Source organism: Roseivivax sp. GX 12232 (assembly GCF_021272185.1).
Taxonomy (GTDB): domain Bacteria; phylum Pseudomonadota; class Alphaproteobacteria; order Rhodobacterales; family Rhodobacteraceae; genus Roseivivax.
This window is the reverse complement of sequence record NZ_JAJSEC010000007.1, coordinates 105,013-122,633: the sequence shown is the minus strand read 5'-3', so window position 1 is coordinate 122,633 and position 17,621 is coordinate 105,013. Positions and strand designations below refer to the sequence as shown.

The following is a 17,621-nucleotide window of genomic DNA, read 5'->3' as shown; positions in this document are numbered from 1 at the left end:
GGCGCGGCGCGCGGGCCACCGGGATCACTTGCCCGAATACTCCCGGTACCACTCCACGAAGCGGCGGATGCCGTCGCGGAAGTCGGTCTGCGGACGGTAGCCGGTGAGGTTCTGCAGAAGCGTCGCATCCGCCCAGGTGGCGGGCACGTCGCCGGTCTGCATCGGCATCATGTTCTTCTCGGCCTCCTGGCCGAGGGCCTCTTCGATCCCGGCGATGAAATCCATCAGCCGGACCTTGTCGGAATTGCCGATGTTCACCACGCGGAACGGGGCGGCGGGGCTCAGGGTATCGGCCTCGACGCGGGTCTCCTCGCCGCCAGGCACCGCGTCGACCAGAAGCCGGATGCCGCGCACCAGGTCGTCGATATAGGTGAAGTCGCGATACATGTCGCCGTAGTTGTAGACGTCGATCGGGCGGCCATCGAGGATGAGATCCACAAATTTGTAGAATGCCAGATCCGGCCGGCCCCAGGGGCCGTAGACCGTGAAGAAGCGGAACATGGTCGTTGGTACTTGGTGGATATGCGCCCAGGCGTGGCCCATGCTCTCGTTGGCCTTCTTGGTGGCGGCATAAATCGTGAGCTGGGTGTCCGCCTTATCCGTCTCTGAATAGGGCATTTCCTCGTTGGCGCCATAAATCGACGACGTCGACGCCATAAGAAGATGTTGGACAGCGTGGCGGCGGGCCGCCTCCATGACGGAAAAGGTGCCCATCACGTTTGTCGAAAGATAGGCCTTGGGGTTCTCGAGCGAGTAGCGCACCCCGGCCTGGGCGGCGAGATGCACGATCACGTCAGGCTCGAAGGCATCGGCGGCGGCGTCGAAGGCCTCCTGGTCCTCGAGTAGCGCCTCGGTCGCGGTGAAGCCGGGCTTCTGGAACAGATGCGCGTGGCGGCGCTGCTTCAGGCGCACGTCGTAGTAATCGGTCATGCCGTCGAAGCCATGCACCGTGAAGCCCTCGTCGAGCAGCAGCCGCGAGAGGTGGAAACCGATGAAACCGGCCGAACCGGTGACGAGAACGCGTGTCATGGAAGGCCCCTTGTTGCGCTTGCCCCCGCCTTCCTAGGCGGGCGGCGCGGGCTTGGAAACCCCGGGCCCTGCAACGCCGGGCCGCGCACGGGCGTTCACCTCTGAGTGAGACCCCGGAGCGGGCTTTGCCCACGCCCCGTGGCTTGCGTCACAGTGTTTCCGACCATCAGGAGGACCCGACATGCCCCGCTCTTTCCGCGCCGCATCGCTGGCGCTTGCGATGATCCTGCCCGCCCCGGCGCTGCAGGCCGCCGAGATCACCGTCGCCGGCGGCTGTTTCTGGTGCGTCGAGGCCGATTTCGAGAAGGTGCAAGGCGTCTCGGAGGTGGTCTCGGGCTATACCGGCGGCTCGACCCGGAACCCGACCTACAAGCAGGTGGTCGCCGGCGGGACCGGCCATTACGAGGCCGCGCGCATCGACTACGACCCCGGCGTCGTCAGCCGCCGCCAGCTCTACGACAGCTTCTTTCGCTCGATCGACCCTTTCGACGATGGCGGGCAGTTCTGTGACCGGGGCGAGTCCTACCGCCCGGCGATCTTCGTCTCGAACCCCGAGGCCCGTGCCGATGCCGAGGCGGCGAAAGCCGCGGCGGAGCGCGCGCTGGGAGAAGCGGTCGCCGTGCCGATCCTCGACGCGCAGACCTTCTACGAGGCCGAGGACTACCACCAGGATTACTACAAGAGCAGCGAGCGCACCCTGACCCGCTTCGGCTATGTCGACCGGAAGGATGCCTACAAGCGCTACCGCCAGGCCTGCCGCCGCGATGAGCGGGTGCGCGAGGTCTGGGGCGACGCCGCGCCCTTCGCGGGCGGATAAGCCCGGGTTAGGCTCTGATATCGCGCCGTTTCAGGCGCCCGGGCCGAAGCGGTCCTCGATGTCCTTGAGGTCGGGGATCGCATCGGCGGTGCCGACCCGGCTGACCATGATCGCCCCGGCCTTGGCCGCGAGGTCGAGCGCTTGGCGCATCGGCAGCCCCCGGTCGAGCCCGGCGATCAGGTAGCCGGTGAAAGTGTCGCCCGCGCCGGTGGTGTCCACCGCCTCGGCGGGCACCGGCGGGATCTCGGTGCGGGTGCCGGTGTCGGTCTCGTACCAATGCGCGCCCTCGGCGCCGCGCGTCACCACCACGTCGCGCACCGGCAGTTCCGCCGGGCCCAGCCCGGTGGCGGCGCGCAGCTGCTCGGCCTCGACCGCGTTCAGGATCAGCAAATCGAGCAGCGGCATGACCGCCTTCACGGCATCGGCCTCGAAGGGCGCGGCCGCATAGGCGATGCGCATGCCCCGGCGCGAGGCCAGGGTCGCCGCCTGCCGTTGGGCGTTGGTCTCGTTCTGGAACAGGAAGATATCGTGGCTTTCGCCGTGCCCCAGCCGGTCGGCCAGCGCGATCTCGGAAATCGCGCGGTTTGCACCGGGATAGAGAATGATCTGGTTCTCGCCCGCTTCGTCCACGGCGATCACCGCATGGCCCGAGGCCTCGCCGATGCGGTCGATCAGCCTTGTGTCGACGCCGTATTCGAGCAGCCGCTCGATCATCCAGCCGCCGTCGGGGCCCACGGCCCCGAGGTGGCGCACCTGGGCGCCGGCGCGGGCGATGGCCACCGACATGTTCGCGCCCTTGCCGCCGAGCCCCCGGCTGTAGCGGGTCGAGGCCAGCGTCTCGCCCGGTCCGGGCAGATGCGGCACGCGGTAGACCAGGTCGGCGTTGATCGACCCGAGGTTCCAGACGGTCATGGGCGCCCCCGTTTCCCTGTCGCGGGCCTCAGCCCACCTTGCAGGCGGCCAGCACCGCCATGTTCAGAATGTCGTTGGCCGTCGAGACCGTCGAGCAGATCTGGATCGAGTGATCCACCCCCGCGAGGATCGGCCCGATCACCGTGGCCCCGGCCATCTCCTGCAGGAGCTTGGTCGAGATCGAGGCCGAATGCCGCGCGGGCACCACCAGCACATTGGCCGGCCCGGTCAGCCGCGAGAAGGGATAGGCCTTCTGCGCCTGGGCATTCAGCGCCACGTCGACGGTCATCTCGCCTTCGTATTCGAAGTCCACCCCGCGCCGGTCGAGCACCTTGGAGGCGACATGCATTTTGGTCGCGCGCTCCGAGACCGGGTAGCCAAATGTCGAGAAGCTGAGGAAGGCCACCCGCGGCTCGAGCCCGAGGTGCTGGGCCACGCCCGCCGCGCGTTCGGCGATGTCGGCGAGGTCCTCCTCGTCGGGCCATTCCTGCACCAGCGTGTCGCCGATCAGCACGATGCGCCCGTTGTGAATGAGCGCCGTAACCCCCACCGCGCCATGGGCGGCATCGGCGTCGAAGACGTGGTTCATCCGCTCCAGCACATGCGCCGACTTGCGCGTCGCCCCGGTGATCAGCCCGTCGCCATGGCCATGGGCCAGCATCAGCGCGGCGAAGACATGGCGGTCCCGGGCGGCCAGCCGGTGCACGTCCTGGCGGTCCATGCCCTTGCGCTGGTTCCGGTCGTAGAGGAAGTCCTTGTAGAGCTCGAGGTGGGCGGTATTGGCGGCGTTCACCACCTCGATCTCACGCACGGCGTCGCCCATGCCGGCGGCCTCGAGCTTGGCTTTCACGTCGGCCTCGCGGCCCACCACCAGCGCCTTGCCAAAGCCCGACCGCTGGTAGGTCGCGGCGGCGCGCAAGACGCGCGGGTCGTCGCCCTCGGCGAAGATCATCCGCGCCTGGGCCGCCCGGGCGCGCGCCGAGATGCCCTGCAGGATCGAGGCGGTCGGATCGAGCCGGGTCTTCAGCGAGACCTCGTAGGCCTCCATGTCGACGATCGGACGGCGCGCGGCGCCGGTGTCCATGCCCGCCTTCGCCACCGCCGGCGGGATGCGGTAGATCAGCCGCGGATCGAAGGGCGTGGGGATGATGTAATCCCGCCCGAAGGCCAGGTTGCGCCCATAGGCCACGGCGACCTCATCCGGCACATCCTCGCGGGCGAGCGCGGCCAGGGCCTCGGCGCAGGCGATCTTCATCTCGTCGTTGATGGCGCGGGCGTGGATGTCCAGCGCGCCGCGGAAGAGATAGGGAAAGCCCAACACGTTGTTGACCTGGTTGGGATAATCCGACCGCCCCGTGGCGACGATGGCGTCGAGCCGCACCTCGTGCGCCTCTTCGGGGGTGATCTCGGGGTCGGGGTTGGCCATGGCGAAGATCACCGGGTCGTCAGCCATGCTTTCGACCATCTCGCGGGTCACCGCCCCCTTGACCGAAACGCCCAGGAAGACGTCGGCGCCCTTCATCGCCTCTTCGAGGCTGCGGTACGGGGTGTCGACCGCATGGGCCGATTTCCACTGGTTCATGCCCTCGGTGCGGCCCTGGTAGATCACGCCCTTGGTGTCGCAGACCACGCAGTTCTCGTGCCGCGCGCCCATGGACTTCAAAAGCTCGATGCAGGCGATGCCCGCGGCCCCGGCCCCGTTGAGGACAATCTTCACGTCCTCGATCTTCTTGCCCGAGATGTGCAGCGCGTTGATCAGCCCGGCGGCGCAGATCACCGCGGTGCCGTGCTGGTCATCGTGGAAGACGGGGATGTTCATCTCTTCCTTGAGCCGCTGCTCGATGATGAAACATTCCGGCGCCTTGATGTCCTCGAGGTTGATGCCCCCGAAGGTCGGCTCCATGAGCTTGACCGCCTGGCAGAAGGCCTCGGGGTCCTCGGTATCCAGCTCGATGTCGATGGAATTGACGTCGGCGAAGCGCTTGAAGAGCACCGACTTGCCCTCCATCACCGGCTTCGAGCCGAGCGCGCCGAGGTTGCCGAGCCCGAGCACCGCCGTGCCGTTCGAGATCACCGCCACCAGGTTGCCCTTGTTGGTGTAGTCATAGGCGGTCTCGGGATTGGCGGCGATTTCCTCGCAGGGCACCGCGACGCCCGGGCTATAGGCCAGGCTCAGATCCCGCTGGGTGGCCATGGGCACGGTGGCCTGCACCTCCCATTTGCCGGGGCTCGGCTCGAGGTGGAAAGCCAAAGCCTCTTCGCGGGTGAATTTCTGCCGTGCCATGCGCGCCCTCCCTTGCGTCCGTCCGGGCTTATCCGAGGGGGGCATGGCTCTCAACTCCGGTAGCGCTACCAGCATCCGCCGACGCCCCGGCATTTCGGCTTTCGCCCTCGCGCGCGCTTGCTTAGGGTCCGCGAAAGATCACGCGAGGAGACCCATGAGTGCCGCCGCAACGCCGATGATGGCGCAATATCTCGAGATCAAGGAGCGCCACAAAGACGCGCTCTTGTTCTACCGGATGGGGGATTTCTACGAGCTCTTCTTCGACGACGCCGCAGCGGCGGCCGAGGCGCTCGACATCGCGCTGACCAAGCGCGGCAAACACGCGGGCGAGGATATCCCGATGTGCGGCGTGCCGGTCCATGCCGCCGAGAGCTACCTGCTGACGCTGATCCGCAAGGGCTTCCGCGTGGCGGTCTGCGAACAGATGGAAAGCCCCGCCGAAGCCAAGAAGCGCGGCCACAAATCGGTGGTCAAACGCGACGTGGTGCGGCTGGTGACGCCGGGCACGCTGACCGAAGAGAGCCTTCTCGAGGCGCGGCGGCACAACTACCTTGCGGCGATTTCCATGGTGCGCGGCGAATGCGCGCTGGCCTGGGCGGATATTTCCACCGGGGCCTTCCACGTCATGCCGCTGAGCGCCGCGCGGATCGGGGCGGAACTGGCGCGGCTCGCCCCCGCCGAGGTGCTGGTGGCCGAGACCAGCGAGGAAGAGCTGCGGCCCGTGCTGGACGACCTCGGGCTTCTGCCGACGGTGCTGTCGAAGGCCTCATTCGACTCTGTTTCGGCCGAAAACCGGCTTCTGACGCTCTTCGGGGTGGCCTCGCTCGAGCCTTACGGCGCCTTCGGGCGGGCCGAGACGGCGGCCATGGGCGCGGTGGTCGATTACCTCGACATCACCCAGAAGGGGAAGCTGCCGCTCCTGCGTCCGCCCCGGCAGGACCAGGTCTCGCGGCTTCTGCAGATCGACGCGGCGACCCGGGTGAACCTGGAGCTGACCCGCGGCGCGGGCGGCACCCGGGCGGGCTCTCTCCTGTCGGTGATCGACCGGACGGTGACGGCGGGCGGCGCGCGGCTTCTCGAACGCCGGCTTTCGGCGCCCTCGCGGGACCTCGCGCAGATCCGCGCCCGGCAGGACGGTGTGGCCTGGGCGCTGGAGGCGCGCGATCAGGCTCTGTTCCTGCGCGATGCGCTGAAAAACGTGCCCGATCTCGACCGCGCGCTGTCGCGGCTGGCGCTCGACCGGGGCGGCCCGCGCGACCTCGCGGCGGTGCGCAACGCGCTGATCGAGGCGCAGGGCATCGCGGCGCGGCTCGAGGGGACGGAACTGCCCGAACTCCTGGACGAGGCCCGCGCGGCGCTGGCGCGGCAGATGGAGGTGCTCGACACGCTTGACGAGGCGCTGATCGCCGAGCCGCCGCTTCTGACCCGCGACGGCGGTTTCATCGCCGAGGGCTTCGATGCGGACCTCGACGAGGCGCGGACGCTGCGCGACGAGGGCCGCGGGGTGATCGCCGGGCTGCAGGCGCGCTACGCCGAGGAGACCGGCATCAACGCGCTGAAGATCAAGCACAACAATGTGCTGGGCTATTTCATCGAGACCACGGCCACCCATGCACAGAAGATGCTGGCCCCGCCCTTCTCGGAGACCTTCATCCACCGCCAGACGACGGCCAACCAGGTGCGCTTCACCACGGTCGAACTCTCGGACCTGGAAACCCGCATTCTGAACGCTGGCGGGCGGGCGCTGGAGATCGAAAAACGGCTCTATGACAGCTTGAAACAGGCCATTTTGACCGTCGCACCGGAGCTGGGCGAGACCGGGCTGGCGCTGGCGGAATACGACCTCGCGGCAGGGCTGGCGGATCTCGCCGCCGCCGAGGACTGGTGCCGCCCGAAGGTCGACGAGAGCCGCGCGTTTCACGTGGAACAGGGCCGCCACCCGGTGGTGGAGCGCGCGCTCCGGGCGCAGGGCGGCGCGCCTTTCGTGGCCAATGACTGCGGGCTCTCGCCCGAGGGCGACGGCCCGGCGCTGGAGCTGCTGACCGGGCCCAACATGGCGGGTAAGTCGACCTACCTGCGGCAGAATGCGCTGATCGCCATTCTGGCGCAGATGGGCGCCTATGTGCCCGCCAGCGCCGCGCATCTGGGCGTGGTGAGCCAGATCTTCAGCCGCGTCGGCGCCTCGGACGACCTGGCGCGGGGCCGCTCGACCTTCATGGTCGAGATGGTCGAGACCGCCGCCATCCTGAACCAGGCCGACGACCGGGCGCTGGTGATCCTCGACGAGATTGGGCGCGGCACGGCGACCTACGACGGGCTGTCGATTGCCTGGGCGACGCTGGAACACCTGGCCGAGGTGAACCGGGTGCGGGGGCTGTTTGCCACGCATTACCACGAGCTGACCGTGCTGGCGGGCAAGCTCGCGGGCGTCAGCAACGCCACGGTGGCGGTGAAGGAATGGGAAGGCGAGGTGGTCTTCCTGCACGAGGTGCGCAGCGGCGCCGCGGACCGCTCCTACGGGGTGCAGGTCGCGCAGCTCGCGGGCCTGCCGAAGGCGGTGGTGGCCCGGGCGAAATCCGTGCTCGAGGCGCTGGAGAAAGGCGAACGCGAGAAGACCACGCCCAAGGCGCTGATCGACGATCTGCCGCTCTTCTCGGTGGTGGCCCGCGAGGCGGAGGCCGCGCCCGCGCAGGAAAAAGCCGCGCCCTCGGAGGTCGAGGCGCGGCTCAAGTCGATCAATCCCGACGATCTGAGCCCACGCGCGGCGCTCGAGGCGCTCTACGAATTGCGCGGGCTCCTGGGCGAGGGCTAACTCAGCCCGGGTTCGAGCTGACGCCGACCTGGGCGGGCCGCAGCAGGCGGTCGTGCAGCATGAAGCCTTCGGCCGAGACCTGGATGATGTCGCCAGCCTTGGTCTCGGGCAGCGGCGCCTCGAACATCGCCTCGTGGTGCTTGGGGTCGAAGCGGTCGCCGACCTCGGGCTTGATCACCTCGATGCCGTGCTTCTTGAAGACCGAGAGCAGCTCACGCAGGGTCAGCTCGACGCCCTCGAGAAGCGCCGCGGAAATCTGCTTCTGCTCGTCGTTGGCGGTGGCCAGCGCGCGCTGCAGGTTGTCGTAGACCGGCAGCAGGTCGCGGGCGAGCCGGGTGCCGCCGTATTGCTCGGCCTCGCGGCGGTCGCGGTCGGAGCGTTTGCGCGCGTTCTCGGCATCGGCGAGCGCGCGCATGAACTTGTCCTTGTAGCCGTCACGCTCGGCCTCAAGCTCGGCGATGCGGTCGGCCTCGGTGGGCTCTGCCGCCTCGAATGCCTCTTCCTCGGCCTCGGCCTCGGCTTCGAGCGCGTCCAGGTCATCGAGGAAATCGTCGTTCTTCGGATCTGCCATGCTCATCCTCTATTTTCGGTCGGACAGGAGCTTGCCGACCAGCTGGGCGGTGTAATCCACGATCGGAACGATCCGACCGTAATTGAGACGGGTGGGCCCGATGACGCCCACCGCGCCGATAATCTTTCGGTCCGCGTTCATATATGGAGAGACGACCAGAGAGGAACCCGAAAGCGAGAAAAGTTTGTTCTCGGAGCCGATGAAGATGCGCACCCCCTCCCCGCCTTCGGTCAGTTCGAGGAATTCCGCGATGTCGCGCTTGCGCTCGAGGTCGTCGAACAGGCTGCGGATGCGGTCGAGATCCTCGCCCGGGGCCTCTTCGCCCAGGAGATTCGCCCGTCCCCGGACGATCAGCCGCTCGGAGCGGTCGCCCTCCTCGGCCCAGACGGCGAGCCCTGATTCGACCATTTCATGCGCCAGGCTGTCGATTTCCTGGCGCCGCGCGGCGATGTCGCGCACCACGTCGCGGCGCATGTCCGACAGCGTGCGCCCCTCGACGATGGCGTTGAGGAAGTTCGCCGCCTCGCGCATCGCCGAGGGCGTCATGCCCGGCGGCGGGGTGAAGACGCGGTTCTCGACCTGGCCGTCGTCGAAGACCAGCACCACCAGCGCCCGGCTGGGCGCGAGCGAGACGAACTCGATGTGCCGGATCGGCGCCTCGTGCTTGGGCGTCAGCACCAGCGAGGCGCCATGGGTCACGCCCGAGAGCGCCGAGCCCACCCGGTCGAGCAGGTTGCCCACGTCGTCGGTATTGGTGCCCAGCGTCGCGTCGATGCGGGTGCGGTCCTCGCGGTCGAGGTCGCGCACCTCCAGAAGCCCGTCGACGAAGAGCCGCAGCCCCAGTTCGGTCGGCACGCGGCCGGCGCTGACATGCGGGCTGTCGAGGAGCCCGAGGTATTCGAGATCCTGCATGACATTGCGCACGGTCGCCGCGGAGACCTGTTCCGACAGGGTCCGGGTGAGCGTGCGCGAGCCCACGGGCTCCCCGCTTTCCAGGTAGCCCTCGACCACGCGGCGGAAGACCTCGCGCGAGCGGTCGTTCATCTGATCGAAGAGTGTGGTGCCGTCCTGCATCTGACGTGATTTCCGTTCCGACCCATTAAATTCGCCTCGCGGCCGGGGTCAATCGGGGTTGCTGCGCGGGGTCTCCGGTCTGTATTCGGTGCGCAAATCAAGGAGAGACACCATGCGTCCGTCTGGAAGAGACTTAAACGAAATGCGCTCCGTTTCAATCGAGACCGGGGTCACGAAACACGCGGAAGGCTCCTGCCTGATCCGCATGGGCGACACCCATGTCCTCTGCACTGCCAGCATCGAGGACCGCGTGCCGCCCTTCATCAAGGGCTCGGGCCTGGGTTGGGTCACCGCGGAATACGGCATGCTGCCGCGCTCGACCTCGAGCCGGATGCGCCGCGAGGCCAGCGCCGGCAAGCAGGGCGGCCGCACCGTGGAGATCCAGCGGCTGATCGGCCGCAGCCTGCGCGCGGGCGTCGACCGTGTGGCGCTTGGCGAGCGCCAGATCACCGTCGACTGCGACGTGATCCAGGCCGACGGCGGCACCCGCTGCGCCTCGATCACCGGCGGCTGGGTGGCGCTGAAACTGGCGGTGAACAAGCTGATGAAGGCCGGGGATGTGACCTCGGATCCGCTGGTCTCGCCGGTGGCGGCGGTGAGCTGCGGGATCTACGCGGGCCAGCCGGTGCTCGACCTCGACTACCCCGAGGACAGCGAGGCGGGCGTCGACGGCAATTTCATCATGCGTGGCGATGGCCAGCTGATCGAGATCCAGATGTCGGCCGAAGGCGCGGTCTTCTCGCGCGACCAGATGAACGGGCTTGTCGACCTCGCCGAGAAAGGCGTGGGCGAGCTTGTCACGGCCCAGCTCGAGGCGGTGAAATGACCCGCAGCTTCAACGGCGACCGGCTTCTGGTCGCCACCCACAACCAGGGCAAGCTCGAGGAGATCGCGGCACTGCTGGAGCCCCGCGGGGTCACCGTGGTCGGCGCCGCCGAGATGGCGCTGGAGGAGCCCGAGGAAACCGGCACGACCTTTGTCGAAAACGCCCGGATCAAGGCCCATGCGGCGGCCAGGGCGACGGGCCTGCCGGCGCTTTCGGACGATTCCGGCATCGAGATCGACGCGCTCGACGGCGCGCCCGGCGTCTATACCGCCGATTGGGCCGAGACCGGTGCGGGGCGCGACTTCACGATGGCCATGACCAAGGCGCACGACCGGCTCATCGCCGCGGATGCGCCCCAGCCCTGGTCCGCGCGCTTCTGCTGCACGCTGGTCCTGGCCTGGCCCGACGGGCACGACGAGGTCTTCCCCGGCGTGATGGAAGGCCAGGTGGTCTGGCCGATGCGCGGCGACCAGGGCCATGGCTACGATCCGATCTTCCAGCCCGAGGGTTTCGACGTCACCTTCGGCGAGATGGACCGCTGGGAAAAGAACGAGATCAGCCACCGCGCCGATGCGATGCGCAAGTTCCTGGGCGGCTGTTTTGGCTGAGAGCTGGGAAGACGGGGGCTTTGGGCTCTATGTGCATTGGCCGTTCTGCGAGGCCAAATGCCCCTATTGCGACTTCAACTCGCATGTCACCCGCGAGATCGACACCGAGCGCTGGCGCCGCGCCTACCTGGCCGAGCTGGATCGGGAAGCGGAGCGCACCGGCGGGCGGGCGCTGACCTCGATCTTCTTCGGGGGCGGCACGCCGAGCCTGATGGAGCCGGGGTTGGTGGGCGAGATCATCGATCGCGCGGCGAAACACTGGTCGCTGGGCCCGGAGGTGGAGATCACCCTCGAGGCCAACCCCCGCTCGGTGGAGGCGGAGCGCTTCCAGGGCTTCGCCCGGGCCGGGGTGAACCGGGTCTCCATGGGTCTACAGGCGCTGAACGACGCCGATCTGCGGCGGCTCGGGCGGCTGCACAGCGTCGAGGAATCGCTGGCGGCCTTCGAGGTCGCGCGGGCGGCCTTCCCGCGGGTGAGTTTCGACCTGATCTACGCCCGGCAGGACCAGTGCCTGGCTGATTGGGAGGCCGAGCTGACCCGCGCGCTGGATCTCGCGGCGGATCACCTGTCGCTTTACCAGCTGACCATCGAGCGCGGCACCGCCTTCTGGGAGCGGCAATCGCGCGGCGCCCTGCCCGGTCTGCCCGATGAGGACCGCGCGGCGGAGCTTTACGAGGCGACGCAGGCGCTTTGCGAGGCACGCGGGCTGCCCGCCTACGAGGTCTCGAACCACGCCAAGCCCGGCGCGGAATCGCGGCACAACCTGGTCTATTGGCGCTACGGCGATTACCTCGGGATTGGTCCCGGCGCGCATGGGCGGCTGACGCTCGATGGCGCGCGGCAGGCGACCGAGGCCTGGCGCAACCCCGGGGCCTGGCTCGATGCCGTCGAGCGCGGCGACGGGACACGTGTGACGCAAGAGGTGCCGCCCACTGAGCAGGCGGTCGAATACCTCATGTTGGGGATGCGCGTCTTGGACGGCATAGATATGGAGCGGCTGTCGGCGATGGATCCGCAGGCGGCGCCCGAGGCGGCGCGCGCGCATCTGCGCGAGATCGGGCTTCTCTGGGAAGAGCACGGCCGGATCGGCGTCACCCGGGACGGTCGGCTTCTGTTGAACGCCGTCCTCACCGAATTGCTGCCGGACCCGGCCTGAACCTGGCCTGATTTTGGCGTGAGCGCCCTGCCCTACTGGCCGAGCAGCCCGCAGAGCGAATCGAGCTCTTCCAGCGTCTCGTAGGAAATCGAGATCCGGCCCGCCTCGGCGCCGGGCTTGTGGTCGATCGAGACCTTCATGCCCAGGCTCGCGGAGAGATCGCTTTCCAGCGCCCGCGTGTCGGCGTCCTTCTCGATGCCCATGTCATCGGCGCGCGGCTTGCGCTTGGCGGCGCGTTCCTCGTCGCCCCGGGCGAGTTTCTCGGTGGCGCGCACAGACAGGCCCTTGGCGATCACCTGGCGGGCCAGCGCCGAGGGGTCGTTTGCGGTGATCAACGCGCGGGCATGACCGGCGCTGAGCTTGCCCTCGATCACGAAGGTCTGGACGTCCTCGGGCAGGTTCAACAGCCGCAGCAGGTTGGCGATATGGCTGCGGCTCTTGCCAAGCGCCTCGGCCAGCTTTTCCTGGGTGTGGCCGAACTTGAACATCAGCTGCCGGAAGCCCGCCGCCTCTTCGATGGCGTTCAGATCCGCGCGCTGGATGTTCTCGATGATCGCGACCTCTAGCACCTCGGTATCGGTGAACTCGCGGATCAGCGCCGGCATCTCGTGCAGGTTGGCGAGCTGCGCCGCGCGCCAGCGGCGTTCGCCCGCGACGATCTCGTATCGCTCGGAGGCGCCCGGCTTGGGGCGCAGGATGATCGGCTGGATCACGCCCTTGGTGCGGATCGAATTGGCCAGCTCCTGCAGCTGCTCCTCGGTGAAGGTGCGGCGCGGCTGGTCGGGATTGGGCTCGATCCGCTCGATCGGGATCAGGCGATCGGGACGGCGCGGCGCGGGGCTGTCGCTGCTCTCGGTCTTTTGCGGCTCGACATCGGCCATGAGCGCCGAAAGACCCCGCCCGAGCCCGCGCTTTTCCCGTTTCTCCGCCATGGTCTGCCTCCTAAGCCGCTGTTTTCGCGTTTGTTTTTAGTAGTTCCCGCGCCAGGGCCCGATAGGCCGCGGCGCCCTTGGACTGGGTGTCGTAGGATAGCACCGGCATGGCGTAAGACGGCGCCTCGCTGACCCGGACGTTGCGCGGGATCACGGTGGTATAGACCAGCTCTCCGAGGTTGGCGCGGGCGTCGTCCTCGACCTGCTGGGAGAGGTTGTTCCGCGCGTCATACATGGTCAGCACGATGCCCTCGATCCGCAGGTCGGGATTGGCGCTTTGCCGCACCTCGCGGATGGTCAGCATGAGCTGCGAGAGACCTTCGAGCGCAAAGAACTCGCTTTGCAGCGGCACCAGCACGGAATGTGCCGCGACCATGGCGTTGACCGTCAGGAGGTTCAGCGAGGGCGGGCAATCGATCAGAATCATGTCGAAGCCGTAGGGCTCGATGTCCTTCTGGCGCAGCGCCGTATGCAGGAGATGGCTGCGTTTCTCGTTGGCGACCAGCTCGATGTCGGCGGAACTGAGGTCGATGGTGGCGGGCACGAGGCGCAGGTTGGCGACCTCGGTCTCCTGGATGACCTCTTGCAGAGGGACATCGTCGAGCAGCAGCTCGTAGCTGGTGTATTCGCGGTCGGTGGGCTCGATCCCGAGCCCGGTCGAGGCGTTGCCCTGGGGATCGAGGTCGACGATCAGGATGTTCAGCCCCTGTTCGGCCAAGGCCGCGCCGAGGTTGATGGTCGTGGTGGTCTTGCCGACCCCGCCTTTCTGGTTCGCGACGGCGACGATCTTCGGCCCCTGCGGCCGCGTCGGATCAGACATGAACAACATCTCCGATATCGAGGATGACGGATTGGGGATCGGTTTCACTTCTAGTGGTCGTGCAGGCAAATGACCACGTTGCCCGGGCCTCGGCGAGTTCTTTTTCCCATGTGACGCCTTTCGGGAACAACGCGCGGGCACCCGGTGCCATATGCGGCGCGGCGAGACCCAGAAGTGTGCTGAGATCGGCCAAGGCGCGGGCGCTGACGACCTGGGCGTGTTGCGGCGGCAGGGCTTCGATGCGGGCGGTTTTGACCTCGGCGTTGAGCGAGAGCTCGCGGATCGCGGTGCGCAGAAAGACGCATTTGCGGCTGTCGCTTTCGACGAGGCGGAAATTGAGCTCCGGCGCGGTTTCCTTGGCGAGGATCGCGAGGACCAGTGCGGGGAACCCGCCGCCGCTGCCGAGGTCCAGCCAGAGGCCGGATTGCGGCAGGAACCCCGCCAGTTGCAGCGAATCGCCGATATGGCGGTCGCGCAGATCGGCGAGCGAGCGGCGCGAGACGAGGTTGATGCGCGGGTTCCAACGGTGGACCAGCGCCTCGAAGTCGGTCAGCGCGGCGGCTGTTTCACGTGAAACATGCCGCCCGGCAAAGAGCTCGCTCATGCGGATTTCGCGCGTTTCTGCTGGCGCAGCTTGGCGAGGATCAGCGTGAGCGCCGCCGGCGTGACGCCGTCCACCCGCGCCGCCTGCCCCAGGCTCGCCGGGCGCGCGGCCTCGAGCTTGCCTTTCAGCTCGTTCGACAGCCCATCGAGCGCATGGAAGTCGAACGCGGCGGGAATGGCGATCTGCTCGTCCTTGCGCAGCGCCTCGACATCGCGCTTCTGCCGTTCGATGTAATTGGCGTAAAGCGCTTCACGCGCGAGCTGCGCCTGGGTGCCGGCGTCGATGTCGGAGAGCTCCGGCGCCATCTGCAATAAGCCGTCGAAACTGATGTCGGGATAGGCCAGCACATCGTAGCCGCTGCGCTTCTGGCCATCCTTGTTCACGGCAAACCCGATCTCGCTCAGCTGCTTGGCGTTGATCGCGGTGTCGCGCAGCCGCGCCTCCCCCGCTTTCAGCTTGGACTGTTTCTCGGCAAAGGCCGCGCGCCGGTCGGTACCGACAAGCCCCGCCTCGGCGCCGAACTCGGTCAGCCGCTGGTCGGCGTTGTCCGCGCGCAGATACAGCCGGAACTCGGCGCGCGACGTGAACATGCGATAAGGCTCGCTGACCCCACGCGAGGTCAGGTCGTCGATCATCACGCCGATATAGCTGTCCGTGCGCGAGAAGGTCACCGCCCCCTGCCCCTTGGCCGCCCGCGCCGCGTTCAGCCCGGCGACCAAGCCTTGGGCGGCCGCTTCCTCGTAGCCCGTCGTGCCGTTGATCTGCCCGGCGAGATACAGCCCCGGCACCTGCCCCAGCGCCAAGGTCGGCGCGAGCGCCCGCGGATCGACGTAATCGTATTCGATCGCATAGCCCGGCTGACGGATCACCGCCTCTTCCAGCCCCGCGATGGTGTGCACGTAATGTGCCTGCACCTCTTCGGGCAGTGAGGTGGAGATGCCGTTGGGATAGATCGTGTCGTCCTCGAGGCTTTCGGGCTCGAGAAAGATCTGGTGCGATTCCTTTTCGGCGAAACGCACCACCTTGTCCTCGATCGAGGGGCAATAGCGTGGGCCCACCCCGGAAATATGCCCGCCATACATGGCTGAGCGGTCGAGATTGCCGCGGATGATCTCATGCGTGCGCGCGTTGGTATGCGTGATGCCACAGCTCACCTGCCGCGCGCTGGGTGCATCCGAGAGGAAGGAGAACATCACCGGATCCGTATCGCCCGGCTGATCCTCGAGCCGCGACCAGTCGATGCTGCTGCCGTCGAGCCGCGGCGGCGTGCCGGTCTTCAGCCGGCCGAGCGGCAGACCGAAGGCGTCGATGCGCTGCGCCAGGAGGTTGCTCGCCGCATCGCCCATGCGCCCGCCGCCGTAGGAGGTGACGCCGATATGGATCACGCCGCGCAGGAAGGTGCCGGTGGTCAGCACCACAGAGGCCGCGCGCAGCTCGCGGCCCTCGGCCAGGGCCACGCCCCGCGCCTGGCCGTCTTCGACGATCAGGTCGACAACCTCGTCGGTCACGATGGTCAGATTGGGCTGCGCCTTGGTGACCGCCAGCATCTCGCGCCGGTAAATCGCCCGGTCAGCCTGCGCCCGGGGCCCCTGCACCGCAGGGCCCTTGCGCCGGTTCAACAGCCGGAACTGGATGCCGGCAAGGTCCGCGACCCGGCCCATCACCCCGTCCAGCGCGTCGATCTCGCGCACGAGGTGGCCCTTCCCGAGGCCCCCGATGGCCGGATTGCAGGACATCACGCCGATGTCGCTTTCGCGCATGGTGACCAGGATCGTCGCCGCACCGGTCCGCGCCGAGGCATGCGCCGCCTCGGTTCCCGCGTGACCGCCGCCGATCACGATGACATCCGCATCAAGCTGTTTCACGTGAAACACTCCTCATTTCCCGAGGCAGAAATTCGCGAAGATCTCGTCCAGAACCGCTTCCACATCCACCTGCCCGATCAGCGCTTCCAACCGGCGAATCGCGCCGCGCACCTCTTCGGCGGCCAGATCATACGTTTCCGGTCCGCGCTCCGCCACGTCTGTCGCCACGGCCAGATGCTCCAGCGCCGAGGTCATTGCCGCCCGGTGCCGCTCCCGCGTGGCCAGCCCCGCGCCCGCGCTTTTCTCGCGCAGCCGCTCGCCGAGGTCCCGCACCAGCCCGTCGATCCCCTGCCCCGTCCGGGCCGAGATCGCCCCGGCCGCGCCGGTCAGATCGCCTTTGGTGGCATAGATGAGGTCGTCGTCCCGCGGCGGCAAGTCCGGCGTCTTGTCGCCATCCACCAGCAGCACCCGCAGGTCCGCCACCTCGGCCCGTTCCCGCGCCCGCGCCACGCCAATAGCCTCGACCTCATCCTCGGTCTCGCGCAGCCCGGCGGTGTCGATCAGCGTGACCGGCAGGCCGGCAAGCTCCATCCGCACCTCGATCACGTCGCGCGTCGTGCCCGCCACATGCGAGGTGATCGCCGCCTCGCGCCCGGCCAGCGCGTTCAGAAGTGTGGATTTCCCGACGTTCGGCGCGCCGACGATGGCCACCTCGAAGCCCAGCCGCACGCGTTCCGCCGCATCCACGCCCGACAGCTCGACCTCCAGCGCGGCGCGCACCTCGCGCAGGAGCCCCGCCACCTCGGGCGAGACATCCTCGGGCACCTCTTCATCGGCAAAATCGATCACCGCCTCGAGCAGCGAGGCCGCCCGGATCAGCTTCTGCCGCCAATCCGCGACCTTCTCGCCCAGGGCGCCGGCAAAAACCCGCAACGCCTGGCGCCGCTGCCCCTCGGTTTCGGAATCGATGAGATCCGACAGCGCCTCGACCTGCGCGAGGTCCAGCCGCCCGTTGTCGAGCGCCCGCCGCGTGAACTCGCCCGGTTCGGCCAGCCGAAGCCCGGGGATGCGGCCAAGCTCGGCCAGAACCGCGCGCACCACCGCGATGGAGCCATGCAGATGCAGCTCGACCACCTCTTCGCCGGTGAAGCTTTCGCCCTCGGCAAAGGTCAGAACCAGCGCTTCGTCGAGAAATCCGCCGTCGCGCGCATGCAACCGGCGCAGCCCTGCGCGCCGCGGCTCAGGCAAGGCGCCCGCCAGCGCCTCCCCCGCCTGCCGCGCGGAAGGCCCCGAGACGCGGACCACGGCCACGCCCGACCTGCCCTCGGCCGTCGCCAGAGCAAAGATCGTCTCCATCACAGCCCCCGTCAG

15 protein-coding genes are annotated in these 17,621 nt (G+C 68.1%); 5 read left to right on the top strand and 10 right to left on the bottom strand.

Translation table 11 applies throughout. The features are described from left to right. Positions 1–24 precede the first annotated feature (24 nt). The gene (locus LR948_RS13085) at positions 25–1,029 is read right to left on the bottom strand and encodes an NAD-dependent epimerase/dehydratase family protein (RefSeq protein WP_232754514.1); all 1,005 of its coding nucleotides are present in this window, start codon (positions 1,027–1,029) and stop codon (positions 25–27) included. A 181-nt stretch (positions 1,030–1,210) separates the two neighbouring features. Between LR948_RS13085 and msrA the strand changes: the two genes are divergently transcribed. After that, entirely contained in the window at positions 1,211–1,846 is a 636-nt protein-coding gene (gene msrA, locus LR948_RS13080) for a peptide-methionine (S)-S-oxide reductase MsrA (protein WP_370634955.1), read from the top strand. A 30-nt stretch (positions 1,847–1,876) separates the two neighbouring features. Here msrA and LR948_RS13075 read toward each other — a convergent pair whose 3' ends face one another. Both LR948_RS13075 and LR948_RS13070 read right to left on the bottom strand, forming a co-directional pair. Then, the gene (locus LR948_RS13075; protein ID WP_232754513.1) at positions 1,877–2,758 is read right to left on the bottom strand and encodes a ribokinase; all 882 of its coding nucleotides are present in this window, start codon (positions 2,756–2,758) and stop codon (positions 1,877–1,879) included. 28 nt (positions 2,759–2,786) lie between these two features. Continuing rightward, positions 2,787–5,042 carry an NADP-dependent malic enzyme gene (locus tag LR948_RS13070; protein ID WP_232754512.1) on the bottom strand — a complete coding sequence of 752 codons (2,256 nt, stop codon included), beginning with the start codon at positions 5,040–5,042 and terminating at the stop codon, positions 2,787–2,789. Between the two features lie 154 nt (positions 5,043–5,196). Here LR948_RS13070 and mutS point away from each other — a divergent pair, with 154 nt between their 5' ends. After that, a complete protein-coding gene (mutS, locus tag LR948_RS13065; protein WP_232754511.1) occupies positions 5,197–7,854 on the top strand; it encodes a DNA mismatch repair protein MutS in 2,658 nt (885 codons plus the stop codon). Position 7,855: 1 nt separating this feature from the next. Here the strand turns inward: mutS and LR948_RS13060 are convergent, their stop codons facing one another. Together LR948_RS13060 and hrcA are read right to left on the bottom strand one after the other, a co-directional pair. Further along, entirely contained in the window at positions 7,856–8,425 is a 570-nt protein-coding gene (locus LR948_RS13060; protein WP_232754510.1) for a nucleotide exchange factor GrpE, read from the bottom strand. Positions 8,426–8,434: 9 nt separating this feature from the next. Next, positions 8,435–9,499: a heat-inducible transcriptional repressor HrcA gene (gene hrcA / locus LR948_RS13055; protein WP_232754509.1), complete on the bottom strand. Its 1,065-nt coding sequence runs from the start codon at positions 9,497–9,499 to the stop codon at positions 8,435–8,437. A gap of 112 nt (positions 9,500–9,611) precedes the next feature. Here hrcA and rph point away from each other — a divergent pair, with 112 nt between their 5' ends. From rph to hemW, 3 genes are read left to right on the top strand one after another with little or no spacing between them, the layout of a single operon-like run. Then, positions 9,612–10,325, top strand: a complete 714-nt coding sequence (gene rph / locus LR948_RS13050; protein WP_232754508.1) for a ribonuclease PH — start codon at positions 9,612–9,614, stop codon at positions 10,323–10,325. Next, complete coding sequence (gene rdgB, locus LR948_RS13045; RefSeq protein ID WP_232754507.1) at positions 10,322–10,933, top strand: RdgB/HAM1 family non-canonical purine NTP pyrophosphatase; 612 nt, start codon at positions 10,322–10,324, stop codon at positions 10,931–10,933. Before rph ends, rdgB begins: the two co-directional genes overlap by 4 nt. Beyond that, a complete protein-coding gene (hemW, locus tag LR948_RS13040) occupies positions 10,926–12,089 on the top strand; it encodes a radical SAM family heme chaperone HemW (protein WP_232754506.1) in 1,164 nt (387 codons plus the stop codon). Before rdgB ends, hemW begins: the two co-directional genes overlap by 8 nt. 32 nt (positions 12,090–12,121) lie before the next feature. On the opposite strand, the gene LR948_RS13035 is transcribed toward hemW, so the two are convergent. The 5 genes from LR948_RS13035 to mnmE are packed head-to-tail and all read right to left on the bottom strand — an operon-like array spanning position 12,122 to position 17,606. Further along, a complete protein-coding gene (locus LR948_RS13035; protein WP_232754505.1) occupies positions 12,122–13,021 on the bottom strand; it encodes a ParB/RepB/Spo0J family partition protein in 900 nt (299 codons plus the stop codon). 10 nt (positions 13,022–13,031) lie between these two features. Then, positions 13,032–13,841: a ParA family protein gene (locus LR948_RS13030; RefSeq protein ID WP_232754504.1), complete on the bottom strand. Its 810-nt coding sequence runs from the start codon at positions 13,839–13,841 to the stop codon at positions 13,032–13,034. Then, positions 13,834–14,445, bottom strand: coding sequence for a 16S rRNA (guanine(527)-N(7))-methyltransferase RsmG (rsmG, locus tag LR948_RS13025; RefSeq protein WP_232754503.1), 612 nt, complete (start codon positions 14,443–14,445; stop codon positions 13,834–13,836). Before rsmG ends, LR948_RS13030 begins: the two co-directional genes overlap by 8 nt. Further along, complete coding sequence (gene mnmG / locus LR948_RS13020) at positions 14,442–16,319, bottom strand: tRNA uridine-5-carboxymethylaminomethyl(34) synthesis enzyme MnmG (protein ID WP_232754502.1); 1,878 nt, start codon at positions 16,317–16,319, stop codon at positions 14,442–14,444. Before mnmG ends, rsmG begins: the two co-directional genes overlap by 4 nt. A 3-nt stretch (positions 16,320–16,322) precedes the next feature. Next, entirely contained in the window at positions 16,323–17,606 is a 1,284-nt protein-coding gene (gene mnmE, locus LR948_RS13015; RefSeq protein ID WP_232754501.1) for a tRNA uridine-5-carboxymethylaminomethyl(34) synthesis GTPase MnmE, read from the bottom strand. Positions 17,607–17,621: the final 15 nt, after the last annotated feature.